The following is an 11,335-nucleotide window of genomic DNA, read 5'->3' as shown; positions in this document are numbered from 1 at the left end:
CCGCGAAGCCCCGGAATGACGGGGCGCTCGTCCGGCGCTAGAATGCTCACAGAATGACACGCCATATCGCCGAACAAGCCATTCTGGACGCTCTCGCAAACGCATTCAAAGACGTTGATCACGACGTTTGGAACGGTGCGACGCTGAATTGTGCGCCAACTCGCATCAAAGAGGTGCGCGAGCTACAACGCAAAGGCGTCGACAACTGGACGCCCGAAGACATCGATTGGCTATTTTTCAAAGCGGCCACGACCGTTGGGTCCGAAGAGACAGTGAAGTTCGCGCTTCCGCGTCTTCTCGCCCACCTCATCCGAGACGAAATTTTCGGCTCGGTCAGCGAAGGCGCAATTGCAGGCAAGCTCGACTACGCTGGTTTCTCAAACTGGCCCACAAACCAGCGCACAGCAGCGTTGAACGCGATTGCCTTGCTCGCCGAGCACTGCGCGGACGAAGAGTACCGGCAGACCGTCAGCGAAGGACTACGGGAATTCGTAGCGCGCCAGCGCGCCAACTGAGTCCGTCATTCCGGACGCGCGTAGCGCGATCCGGAATCCAGGGATCGTAGAGCGCTGCGTGTCGGCCCTGGCTTCCGGGCTCGTCGCGTGCCGAGCCCCGGAATGACGAAACCGCCGACTTGTGCTAGTAGTTATCCACTATGCCCGCCGACACGCTCACCATCTCGCTCACCGGCCCGCTCGCGGATGAAGTCCGCGCCGCGGCCGAGGCGCGTGGTCTGACGCCGGAGGAATATGTCCGCCAGCAGATCATCGACGACCTCGCCTTCGAGGCCGAATACAACGATCTGAGCTGGGACGAAGATTTGCGCCGCCTGGAAGAGCCCGGCGAGAACGTCGCCGCCGAAGAGGTCTTCGCCGAAATCCGCGCCCGGCTTGAAGCACGGACGACGCTCCGTAAATGAGGCGGGTCGAGCTGCGCCCCGCCGCGCGCCGCGACCTGCTCCGCTTCGAACGCGACCTCAACCGCCACAGCCCACGTGCGGCGTTGCGCATGTTCGATCTTGTCACCCGCCGCATCCTCTCGCTCGGCGCCGAGCCCTTCAAAGGCGTCGAACGACGCACCGACATGCGCGAGCTTTTCGTGAAGTTCGGCAAGTCCGCCTATGTTGTCCGCTATCGCGTCACCGACGACGCGGTCATCGTCACGCGCGTCTGGAACAGCCGCCAAAACCGACCAGGCTAGCTCCCGTCCTGCACGCTCCGCGCGGCGGACAAGAACTAAACCCCCGCGTTCGGATCGCGCAGCGGTTCACCCGCGCGCAGCGGCGTCGGCGACATCACCACTTCGGCGAAGTCCGGCGCGTAGGCGATGCGTTGCGTCGGCGACCGTTGCTCGATGCGGGCCACATCCCACGCGTCTTCGTCGAGTGCGGCCATGATCGCTGCGCCGCGCGCACGCGTTTGCGGGTTTGCGCCGTCCATCACGACATGCAGCTCGGCATAATCGCAATCAGCCATGTTGCGTTCGGCGATTTCGAGCATCTGCAGGGTTGTGTCGTCCAACGTGGTTTGGCCTTGACCGAAATACACGCGGAACGACGTCGCCTCGCAGCGCGCCGGCGCTTCGGCCATCGCCGGCGCGGTGGTCATCGCGGCCATCACGACACAAGCGGCCAAAACAGTGCGGAACATGGATGCTCTCCCTCAAAACGAAATGATTTCGTGAGGGACAACGTATGGAACCACGATCCCGGCCGCCGTGACCGCAGTCACAAGCGCGCGAGGTTCCCTATTGTTCGTCGCGCGACAATCCCCCGCCCGCATCGACGCGTGCTGTCACGCCCGTGGCGAGCGCCGCCGCCGACACCGGCCAACGTGCCCCCAGCAAACGCGTCTTCGCCACCCGCGCAATGCTCACGCTATTCGACTGATTGCCGCCAAGCACATGATAGGCTTCATCGTCTTCGGCCTCATAGAAGCCGACATGACCTTTGTATCCGTCACGCTTCTCGCGCCAGAATACGAGTACGGCGCCAATTTGCGGCGTCGTCTTCTCGCCGAACTTGCTCCATTGCCGCGCGCCCAGCGGATTGTTCGGCAAGGGCTCGCCCGGCAGCGTCGAGGCCACGCAATGCGCTGTAAACAAACCGCACCACGGCACATCATCGCCCGCATACGCGATGTCGAGATTTTTGGCCCAATCCAGGATTTCTCGATTTGATCCAGCGCCCGCCACCTCGCGCACGCCCATCAGCCGACGCGCTTCCTCGAACCAGACCAAGGCGCTCGTATCGGGCGCCGCACCGGCTTGGCGCTCCAATTCCGCCTCCGTCGCCGCATCGACAATGCCCGTCGCGGCGAGGCCCGCGGCTTCCTGGAAAAGCTTCACCGCGCCGCTCGTGCGCCGCCCCCAAACACCGTCGATGCCGCCCGGATCAAACCCCAGCGCCTTCAACGCCCGCTGTAAGCTTCGCACATTCATTTTGGCCTCCCCACGAAAGGGGAAACGCTATTATCGGAGGTTGCAGAGTCAACGCAGAATAGAAATTACGCGCGCCTACCAGCTATAATTGAAGCTGATGCTTACGCGCGATTTGCGCGCCGCGTTCGCCACCACTTCGTGCCGGAGATAACTCTCCCACATCAGCACATCGCCAGCCTTCGGCGTCACGTACACAAAGGTGCGCTCGTCTTCCGGCGCGTCTTCCAAACGCGGCGGCGCGGCCATCATCATGGCGTGGCGCGGGTCCTCGAGCTTCAGCGCCGAGGCGCCCGCGGGCGTTTCGACATAATAGGTGCCGCTAATTACCGAGTGCGGATGGATGTGCCCCGAATGCACGCCGCCGGGTTCAAGCACGTTGATCCAGATCGAATCCAGCTTCAGCCTCTTGCCGCCGAGATCGAGATGCAGTTCGCGCGCGAATTTCGCGACGTGCTTATCCAACGCCTGTTTGAGTGCGGCTATGCTCGGATCGCGCTTCGGCAAATCGTCGAGCGAGGCGTACGAGGTGTAGCCCCGATACCCCTTCTGCTTGCTCCACGCCTGCCCCGCTTCATCATCCGCCGCGATGGCGCGGCAGGATTTGAGCAGGTCGGCATTCAGCGCGCGCGCATCTTCGAGCTCAGCGCGATAGAGTTTGGTGACGAAGAGGGTTTTGATCTCGGCCATTGCAGAGCTTTAAGAGCCCGCCCCCGCCCCGGTCCACCGGCTTCGCCCAATAAAAAGCTCCCCCGTTTGCACGGGGGAGCAGGAAGGGCGGTCCACGCGGGAGGCGATAGACGCGCAAATGGGCATTGGCTTTAGATTATTGAGCGGACGCCGTTTGCAGCGTCGGCGAGATGGCGACGATGGTCGGCTCCTCGGCGCGCGTGGCGTCGCAGCGGACGTTCTGCAGCTGGCCGTTGCGCCACACGTCGAGATCGACGCGGACGGTCGTGCCGCGCACGCGGGCTTGGTCGAGGCGGACGTCGTCAATGGCGACGCCGGTTTGGCTGGCGACCTCAGCACGGCACGTGCGGATCGCGGCCGCACGGTCGCTGGCGGCGTCGGCCGAGGCCACGCCGGGAACGAACAATACCGCGGTCAGCGCCGCAGCCGTCAAAAACTTCTTCATTGCACCCTCCGGGGAAGAGACTGGCGCCGGCCGTAATATGACGACCGGTCTATTTGTCTGCTATCACTAGACCGACCGTCATACAAGTGCTATTCTGATTACAAATGGCCAAACCGACTTCTGCTCGCGAGGATTTGATCGAAACCGCCGTCGAGCTCTTCCGAGCGCGCGGCTACGAGGGCGTTGGCGTTGCGGAATTGTTGCAGAAGTCCGGCGCGCCGCGCGGCTCGCTGTATTTTCATTTCCCAGGCGGCAAGGAACAAATCGGCGCGGAAGCCGTGGCCCGCGTCGGCGCCGAAGTGGAAGCGCGCTTCCGCGAATTGCGCGAATCCAATGTCGATCTGGACACTTATGTCGACCGCGTCTTCAAATACACCGCCAAGGAAGTGAAGGAGCGCGAATATCACGCCTCCTGCCCCATGGCCGCGATCGCGGCTGAATTTTCCAGCGCCCACGGCCCCAATCTGCACGCGGCCGTGCGCAACGCTTTCAATGCCTGGCAGCGCGAAATCGCACTCGCCGCGCAAGAGCGCGGCATGGCCGCCAAGAATGCCGAAATCTTCGCCTCGGCCATGCTGACGGCGATGGAAGGCGCGTTCATCGTCTCGAAGGCGCAAGTCTCACCGGCGGCGCATCTGAACGCCGCGCGCGCAATCAAGGCGCTGGCGTCGGCCTTGCTCGCCCACTAAGCGCGATGGCCGGAAACGGGCCTTGTGCTAGAGTCGCGCATGCGCCTCAACCAAGTCACCGCCGCCGCACGCGACCTCGATCAATCGATTGCCTTTTACGAGCTGCTCGGTCTGCGGCTCATCGTGAAGAGCCCGCACTACGCGCGCTTTGAACTGCCGCGCGGCGAGACGACCTTTTCACTCCACATCACCGATGGCGAGATTCCGCGCGAGAACGCGCCGCAGCTCTATTTCGAGTGCTTGGACGTGGACTTCGAAGTGCGCCGTCTCAAGCATGCGGGCGTCGCGATCGAGCGCGCGCCCGTTATGCAATCCTGGCTCTGGTATGAAGCTTGGCTGCGCGACCCCGCCGGCAACCAGATCTGTCTGTTCAACGCTGGCGAAAATCGCCGCAATCCGCCCTGGCGCATCAACAAGCCCGCGCTTGCACGAAACCTGCACCTGATCATCCGCGACGGCGCCACCTGGGCGTTGGTAAAACATGATGGCGGCGAAGACGCCTGGCGCCAGCTGCAAGACCGCTACGGCGACTACAAGACGTCGCTCGGCCCGTACGACCTCTACGACCTGCTCGCCGTGCTCGAGCAGCAATGGCCTGAGATTTTCGCCGCGCACGAAGACGCCATCCGCGCTTTCGCAGAGAGCGACCAAACCGAATTGGCCGTATAGCCGCTCACCAATCGTGCGGTCCGAGCCCTTCGAAGATCGCAGCAAAGCCAATCGTACCGATCAGCGCCATCACCGCCAGCATGGCGAGAATGCCAATCGACAACAGCACCACAGCTCCAATCCAAGCGATGCGCGACAACAGCAAGGCCGTGTCGTCGCGCTCGGCCTGCGCCTGCGAGGCGCCAATGCAGCCGAGCACGAACGCAGCGATCGTCGGCAACAGCGGGATCACGAAGCCCAGCACCAAACAGCCGACGCCGATCGCGCCCAGCACGAATGAACCCGAATAGGACCGCGCCGGGGTGGCCCCGCCCGCATAGGCGCCGGGCACGGCGAACACGGCGCGCGCTTCGCCATTCTCCTCGATGAAATCGACGATCTGGCCCGCCACCGGCGGCGTGGCGGAGCGCCATTCGCTCATCGGGAATTCAAGCCGCCGCTCATCGACCATCAGAACGCCGCGTCCGCCATGGACGCCGAGAATCGCGCCGCGCATCGCATCCCCTCTGTCAAACTTCGCCACATGATCCCACGCGTCGCCGCGGCGCTCAACCTAATCCGCGATCAGACGGCTTGGCGCACGGATGGAGTCTGGGGATTGATTGAGCGCCAAGATCTCGGCGATCAGCGACAACACGGAAGACGAGCGATCGCCCTCCTCGGCGCTGTCGCGGCAGACCCCCTCGCCCGTCTCCTCGCCACATGAGCGGCCAATCGCCGGCCCGGCCACATAGCGCGCCCCGCCATACGCGACTTCGGCCGCATAGATCGCATTGTCCGCTGCGCCGCGCGGCAAAATACGGAACAACGGCACGCCACGACCGCCGCCGCGCAGGCCGGCGGCGCGCACATTGACCTGCGCCGCGATCGCTTCTCCGGGGCGTGCATCCATCGCGCCCGCGCGCATCAACTCGCCGACATAATACACCATGTCATCGAGCGAACGCAGACGCAGCCGCACTAAGCTGGAACCCACCGGAAACACCGGGTCGCAATCGACGCCAGGGCTGGGGCCGACCGCACGCACGGGCGTAGCTGGATCATACGCCTCGATCAGTCCGCAGAGCGGCCGTCCGTTCGGCGCGAGGCGAGTAACCGGCGGGCCTTGCTCGGTCGCCCGCATGAAGGCGCGCACTTCGCGCACGAAATCGCAGCCGATCGAATCAATACCCGGCGCGCAATCGTCAAAGATCGTGTTGGCTTCGTTGGTGTACACGCGCGCGCGGCCTTCGCCGTCCGTCACTTCGAGCGCCTCCACCATCACCAGCATCAACAGATCGCGCGGCCAGCCGCTCTTCCAATAATGCGCAAAAATGTGCGGCGCAGTGGGCTCGAACGCGGTGCGCGTGAGCGTTTCGGCGCTGAAGGGTTGCACGGCGTAGCTGGGCCGCGTTTGCGTTTCGCGCGAGGCGCCGACATTGCCGATGCCCCAGGGCGCGGCGCCATCGCCAAGCGGAATGGAACCAATCCCGGCGCTGTGGCTGAAACTCCAGGACGGGCTGTCGGAAATGCCCGTCATGGCGAGATAATAGCGCGGCAGCCGATCGCGCGAGCGCAAGATGTTGAGCAGGATTTGCCCGGACACCGCTTGGCCATAAGCCTCGTTGAAGGCCACCGCATCGTCCGCGATCTGACGCGCCAGACGCTCGCGGCGCGAAGCGATCTCGGGCGCCGTCGCACAGGACGCCGCCACCACGCATGCCGCCAATGCAGCCCACCAACGCTTCATGATGTTCCCCTCCGAGGCGTAAGCCTCGCTGATGCGCTTGCAGGCGCCAAGCCTGTTCCCCCACCTGCAGACTTGCCATTGCCGGCTGGACTCGCTTCAAAGCGCCCCTATGAAATACCTAATCGAAGGCTATCGGGTTTATCGCGAGAAGCGCTGGCCCGAACTCCGCTCCCTGCATCGCGAGTTGGCCGAGCACGGACAATCGCCCAAAACGCTGGTCATTGCCTGCGCCGACAGCCGCGTCGATCCCGCGACGATCTTCAATGCGCGCCCGGGCGAACTCTTCGTCGTGCGCAACGTCGCCAATTTGGCCCCGCCGTTCGAACATGCGCCCGGCTCCTTTCACGGCGTCAGCGCCGCGATCGAGTTCGCTGTGCTGCAATTGAAGGTCGAAACCATCCTTGTGCTCGGCCACGCCCAATGCGGCGGCGTGATCGCCGCGCTCGATAAGCGCCCGCGCAATCCGCACTCCTTCCTCGACGGCTGGATCAGCCTACTCGACACCGCCAAGGCCCGCGTTGAAGAAGCCCATCACGAACACCCGGCCACGGCGCTGGAATACGAGTCCATCCGCGTCACGTTGGAGAACCTTGCCACCTTCCCGTTCGTGGCCGACGCCATCCGCGAGCGCGGGCTCAAATTGGCGGGCGCCCGCTATGGCGTCGCCGACGGGGGGCTAGAGCTCCTCGACCCGGCAACCGGCGCGTTCAATCCCGTTGTTTGACGCGATTTCACCGTAATCGCCGGCCATCTCCTGTATTGCATCGGGATGTTCCGTGCTAAGGGCGTCCCATGAGGGGGCGCGCGGGAGACGTCATGGCGGACGTACTCATTGTTTGTGTCCGGGAAGATGAGCCGCAAGCCAAGGCGCTTGCGGAAATGTTCGAGGCTGCCGGTTTCACCATTGGCGGCGCCCCGAACAATGACGGCGCGCTGCGCTCAAGCGGCGCCGGCGTCATCGTTTGGTCCCAAGCCTCAATCCGGTCGCGCCCTTTTCTCGACGCAGCCCAACGCGTCATCAATGCCGATAAGGCAATCGTCGCCAGCCTGATCGAACCGCCCCCGCCCTCAAGCATCGGCTCCTCGCCGGCGTTTGATCTTTCGCGCTGGAACGGCGACCCCAACGACCCCTCGCTCGACCCGCTCTTCTTTGCCGTCGACCGCATGGTCAACGCCGCCCGCGCTTCGGTCGGAGCCGGCGCGCCCGCGCAGCAAACTTTCGAGGAGCCGCCGCGTCTGGCTCCTGCGCCGCCGCCGCGTCCAGTGCCTGCGCCCCGCCCAGCGCAGGCGGCCGATCCGCTCGATTCAGAGGCCGAACATTGGCGCATGATCCGCGACAGCCGCGATCCAGCGGCGTTCATGGATTATCTGTCGCGCTACGGCCCGAACGGCACGTTCGCCGAAGTGGCCGAGTTGCGCTTGAAGCAACTCACGGCCGCCAAGGCCGCCCCGACGCCGCCGCGGCCGGCCCCCCGACCCAGCAGCGTGCGCCTTGATCCGCCGCCGCGTCGGGCCGAGGCGCTCCCGCCGACGCCGCCACGCCGACTCGATCCCCCGCCTGCACCGCCGCGGCGCGCCGAAGCGCCGCCGCCACGCCGCGCGGCGCCGCCGCCAGAGCGGCACTACGACCGCGACGATCTGCGTGAACCGCCGCGCAACCAAGGCGGCGCGCTGCGCGCATTCATTCTGGTCGCGCTTCTCGGCGGCGCGGCGCTGGCGGGCGGGCTCTATTTCGGCGGCGGCCTGAACAACCAAGCCGGTCCCCCGCCCATCGTCGAAGACGCACAGACGACGACCGACGTCGGCGCGCCGCCGGACGCCGAGAGCGCCTACGACACCGCCGACAATACCGCCTCCTTCTCCGAAGCACAGGACAATCGTCCTGCGCCGCCGCAGCAGCGCGCGACGCCAGAGCGCGAACAACCGCGTCAACGTGAGCGTGAAGCCGCGCGTCCGCCGGCTGAAGAGCCCGCGCCAGCGCCAACCAGCAATTTCGCCGCAAGCAGCGGCGGCCCGGTGTCGCTCTCGGCGAGCGCCTCGAACACCCAGCCGACCACCACCAACAGCGGGCCCGTGCCGCTCTCGTCGCCAACGCAGAGCGCGCCTCCACAGACCTTCGCGTCCAACACGCCGCCGCCCCAGGCCACGCCGCCGCAGCGCGCCGCGCCGGCCGGCACGGTGGTGTTCACGCAGCGGCCGAGCGCCAATCGGATCGCCCAACTCTATCCGCAAAGTGCGGCGCGCCAGGGCGTCGGCGGGCGCGTGCAGCTGAATTGCCAAGTGCAAGGCGATCTGTCGCTCATCTGCTCGATCGCGTCGGAGACACCAACTGGCCTCGGCTTCGGCCGCGCTGCGCTCTCAACCGTCAATTCCTATCGCTCACGCGCGACCCTTTCCGACGGCACAAGCGCCGTGGGCGCGACAACGCGCATAGCCATCAACTTCCAGGCGCCCCAATAAATGATCCTGACATTGCTGAAGGCAAAGCTGCATCGCGCACGCGTGACGCAGTGCGATCTGCACTATGAGGGCTCGATTTCGATCGACGCGGATCTGCTCGACCGCGCCGGCATTCTGCCGAACGAGCAAGTCGATGTGCTGAACATCAATAACGGCGCGCGCTTCACGACCTACGCGATCGAAGCGCCGCGCGGCTCGCGCATGTTCGGCATCAACGGCGCGGCCGCACGTCTGGCGCAATTGGGCGACCCGATCATTGTGATCGCCTATTGCCAAATGCCGGCCGCGGAAGCGCGCAACTACAAGCCCTCCGTCGTGCTCTTGAACGAGCACAACGAGGTGATCGGCTAGATCTCGGCGCTCTAGCGCGTGATCCGCAGATCACCAATGCCCGAGCCGATGGCGTCGAATGCGCTCTGCAATTCCTGGGCATTGGCGGCCTGATAGAAGTGATCGGGGCTGGTCGCGCAATTCATCAAACGCTCTTCGTTGTCCGCGCTCGAGTCGCGGAACTGGATCGTGTAGATGACGATACCGGTCGCCTTGATGGCCTCGCAGAGCGCCTCTTCACGATCATTGATGTGGGCGACCATGGAACTCGACCCGGTGATGCCCGTGCGGCGCCACACTGCGGGGATGCCCGGTTGGCCGGCGCTGGGCGTCGTGTCGTCCTGGTAGTCGGTCCAAACACGGCGGAATCCGTAGGACGAATAGTCGGACTGGAACGCGTCATTGTTGTTGTTGAGCGACGTATTCTCGCCGTCCGTCATCATCACGATGACTTTCCGAACAGGATCGTTGGGATCGTTATACGGGCGCCCTTCGGTAAAGGGCGCGGTCGGGGACAGCACGCGCCAGCCCCAAGCCAGACCCTCGGCCTGGTTGGTGCCGCCGCCGTTCCAGTGACGCATCGCGCGGATCGCATTGACCACCGTATCGCGATCGGTGGTCAGCGGCACGATGGGCGTTGGACAGCCGCGCTGGGGTCCGCGTTGGTTCGGCGACGAACTCGCGAGGCTCACGGTCGCATTCGACGTGTACTTGAACAACGCTGTCGTGCGCGCCGTGCTTTGCCATTCGATCGTACCCGAAGAGGTGTTGCCAAGCGCAAGCACACCCGACGTGTTGGACGCCTCTGTGAGCCAATTGTTGCTGTCAGTGTCGTTGCCGCCTTCATCGGCCGCGAAATACGGGACGAACAAGGTGGCGGGCGTCGCGGAATCCGGCGGTGTGTCGAGAATGTCGTGTGGCGGCGGCCGTGCTTCCACGCACCCCATCCAACCGCCCACCGAGGCGGGCAAGTTCCGATAGATATCGAACACGTTGATCTGCGAGGGATTGTACGCGTAGCACCAGCTGCCGCTTTGCACCCATCGGATCTGATAAGCGGAGCCGTCTGATTGTGTGGGCGCGTTGGCGACAGTGGTCGGAAAACGAGACGCGTTCGTGCACGCGCCATTGTAGGTGCTGCGACGCACAAGGTAGCGATCTTCCATGAATTCGCCATGGTGCGGATTGAGTCCGTCCGTATCCATCCAGCCGAGTTGTGTCGCGCCGTTGCCGATATTCACTTGGGCCACGAACGGCACGAGCGACACACTGACGGTGTCGCCGTCGATGCGCAGGAGGAAGTCCGCGAGATCCTCCGCCGCATCGCGTAACGTCTGCATGTCGGCCGACATCGAGCCCGTATTGTCGAGCACGAGCGCGACTTCGATCGGCGGACTGGCGCTCGCTTGCGCTTCGGAGGCGACGCGAATGTACCAATCCTCGTTTCGAATGAGCGCGGCCAGCGAGACTGGCATGGGCAGGCGCGCGTTGACGCGGTGACCGCCGTCGGCCAATTCCACCACGCCGAATTCGAGTTCGGAGGTCACCGGCCCGTCCATCTCGGCCAGAAAGAAGGCTAACGCGGCCTCCTCGCGCTGCGGCAGCGTGAGATTTGAACTGCGTTCCGCCACGAGTGCCGCGCCATCGGCAGCGTTCTGCATCTGCACCCGCAGCGCCTGCGCCCGCGTGAAATCGACCGTCAAGCCGACCAGCCCCACGAGCACGGCGCCCATGATGGCCCACAGCATCGCGACATTGCCTCGCCGGTCGCCCGAAAACGCGCGCAAACCCGAGGTGCTCACCAACCGCCCGAACATTTTTCTGGCCTCAAAACGGACCTTTAAGGACTGCCGAGCGTAGCGACGTGGCGTTAACACCCGCTTTGGG

General features: G+C 64.6%; 15 protein-coding genes. 8 read left to right on the top strand and 7 right to left on the bottom strand.

Translation table 11 applies throughout. The annotated features are described in order from the left end of the window. Nucleotides 1-53: 53 nt before the first annotated feature. The 3 genes from VF769_RS04675 to VF769_RS04665 all read left to right on the top strand — a co-directional run bounded on the left by VF769_RS04675 (nucleotide 54) and on the right by VF769_RS04665 (nucleotide 1,200). Nucleotides 54-515, top strand: a complete 462-nt coding sequence (locus tag VF769_RS04675) for a hypothetical protein (RefSeq protein ID WP_331007209.1) — start codon at nucleotides 54-56, stop codon at nucleotides 513-515. 140 nt (nucleotides 516-655) lie between these two features. Then, nucleotides 656-919 carry a hypothetical protein gene (locus VF769_RS04670; RefSeq protein WP_331007208.1) on the top strand — a complete coding sequence of 88 codons (264 nt, stop codon included), beginning with the start codon at nucleotides 656-658 and terminating at the stop codon, nucleotides 917-919. Beyond that, nucleotides 916-1,200, top strand: a complete 285-nt coding sequence (locus VF769_RS04665) for a type II toxin-antitoxin system RelE/ParE family toxin (RefSeq protein ID WP_331007207.1) — start codon at nucleotides 916-918, stop codon at nucleotides 1,198-1,200. The genes VF769_RS04670 and VF769_RS04665 overlap by 4 nt, the downstream gene beginning before the upstream one ends. Nucleotides 1,201-1,235: 35 nt before the next feature. Here the strand turns inward: VF769_RS04665 and VF769_RS04660 are convergent, their stop codons facing one another. The 4 genes from VF769_RS04660 to VF769_RS04645 all read right to left on the bottom strand — a co-directional run bounded on the left by VF769_RS04660 (nucleotide 1,236) and on the right by VF769_RS04645 (nucleotide 3,571). Beyond that, nucleotides 1,236-1,649 (bottom strand): hypothetical protein, encoded by a 414-nt coding sequence (locus VF769_RS04660; RefSeq protein WP_331007206.1) that lies wholly within the window; start codon nucleotides 1,647-1,649, stop codon nucleotides 1,236-1,238. Between the two features lie 97 nt (nucleotides 1,650-1,746). Further along, a complete protein-coding gene (locus VF769_RS04655) occupies nucleotides 1,747-2,439 on the bottom strand; it encodes a TIGR02594 family protein (RefSeq protein ID WP_331007205.1) in 693 nt (230 codons plus the stop codon). Nucleotides 2,440-2,514: 75 nt separating this feature from the next. Then, entirely contained in the window at nucleotides 2,515-3,126 is a 612-nt protein-coding gene (locus tag VF769_RS04650) for a TIGR02466 family protein (RefSeq protein ID WP_331007204.1), read from the bottom strand. A gap of 136 nt (nucleotides 3,127-3,262) precedes the next feature. After that, nucleotides 3,263-3,571, bottom strand: coding sequence for a hypothetical protein (locus VF769_RS04645; protein ID WP_331007203.1), 309 nt, complete (start codon nucleotides 3,569-3,571; stop codon nucleotides 3,263-3,265). Between the two features lie 104 nt (nucleotides 3,572-3,675). Between VF769_RS04645 and VF769_RS04640 the strand changes: the two genes are divergently transcribed. Both VF769_RS04640 and VF769_RS04635 read left to right on the top strand, forming a co-directional pair. Next, the gene (locus tag VF769_RS04640; RefSeq protein ID WP_331007202.1) at nucleotides 3,676-4,260 is read left to right on the top strand and encodes a TetR/AcrR family transcriptional regulator; all 585 of its coding nucleotides are present in this window, start codon (nucleotides 3,676-3,678) and stop codon (nucleotides 4,258-4,260) included. 39 nt (nucleotides 4,261-4,299) lie between these two features. After that, nucleotides 4,300-4,929 (top strand): VOC family protein, encoded by a 630-nt coding sequence (locus VF769_RS04635; RefSeq protein WP_331007201.1) that lies wholly within the window; start codon nucleotides 4,300-4,302, stop codon nucleotides 4,927-4,929. 4 nt (nucleotides 4,930-4,933) lie between these two features. Here the strand turns inward: VF769_RS04635 and VF769_RS04630 are convergent, their stop codons facing one another. Further along, nucleotides 4,934-5,425, bottom strand: a complete 492-nt coding sequence (locus VF769_RS04630) for a hypothetical protein (RefSeq protein WP_331007200.1) — start codon at nucleotides 5,423-5,425, stop codon at nucleotides 4,934-4,936. A gap of 57 nt (nucleotides 5,426-5,482) precedes the next feature. Continuing rightward, entirely contained in the window at nucleotides 5,483-6,658 is a 1,176-nt protein-coding gene (locus VF769_RS04625; protein WP_331007199.1) for a hypothetical protein, read from the bottom strand. A 109-nt stretch (nucleotides 6,659-6,767) separates the two neighbouring features. Between VF769_RS04625 and VF769_RS04620 the strand changes: the two genes are divergently transcribed. The 3 genes from VF769_RS04620 (at nucleotide 6,768) to panD (ending at nucleotide 9,469) form a co-directional block, all read left to right on the top strand. After that, complete coding sequence (locus VF769_RS04620) at nucleotides 6,768-7,382, top strand: carbonic anhydrase (protein WP_331007198.1); 615 nt, start codon at nucleotides 6,768-6,770, stop codon at nucleotides 7,380-7,382. Nucleotides 7,383-7,474: 92 nt separating this feature from the next. Continuing rightward, nucleotides 7,475-9,118: a hypothetical protein gene (locus tag VF769_RS04615; RefSeq protein WP_331007197.1), complete on the top strand. Its 1,644-nt coding sequence runs from the start codon at nucleotides 7,475-7,477 to the stop codon at nucleotides 9,116-9,118. Then, nucleotides 9,119-9,469 carry an aspartate 1-decarboxylase gene (gene panD / locus VF769_RS04610; RefSeq protein ID WP_331007196.1) on the top strand — a complete coding sequence of 117 codons (351 nt, stop codon included), beginning with the start codon at nucleotides 9,119-9,121 and terminating at the stop codon, nucleotides 9,467-9,469. Nucleotides 9,470-9,480: 11 nt separating this feature from the next. Here the strand turns inward: panD and VF769_RS04605 are convergent, their stop codons facing one another. Then, entirely contained in the window at nucleotides 9,481-11,265 is a 1,785-nt protein-coding gene (locus VF769_RS04605; protein ID WP_331007195.1) for a VWA domain-containing protein, read from the bottom strand. Nucleotides 11,266-11,335 lie beyond the last annotated feature (70 nt).

It is taken from the genome of Vitreimonas sp. (genome assembly GCF_036392335.1).
GTDB lineage: Bacteria > Pseudomonadota > Alphaproteobacteria > Caulobacterales > Aquidulcibacteraceae > Vitreimonas.
This window is presented reverse-complemented; position numbering and strand designations above follow the sequence as displayed.